At 45.6% G+C, this 206-nt stretch carries 1 pseudogene; it reads right to left on the reverse strand.

The features are described 5' to 3' along the window. Positions 1–206: pseudogene (locus A3773_RS17660) on the reverse strand (glutathione peroxidase); the annotation flags it as partial.

Genomic DNA, 206 nt, shown 5'->3' on the forward strand with positions numbered 1-206 from the left:
ATTGCGTGCTACAAAACGATTTTATCTCATCGTCTGTACCGGGCTCTTGGCCAGCAAAATCGTTCGCTGGAAAAGCAAGTATTTCAAACCCAAGGTCCTTGGTATGTTCATACAGGGCTTGAAGGCCTTCATACTGTGGCGTTAAGCCACATTTTGATGCAACGTTAACGATCAGTAGAACCTTGTCGCAGAAAGGTTCTAGGGTC

It is taken from the genome of Neptuniibacter pectenicola (genome assembly GCF_001597735.1).
GTDB lineage: Bacteria > Pseudomonadota > Gammaproteobacteria > Pseudomonadales > Balneatricaceae > Neptuniibacter > Neptuniibacter pectenicola.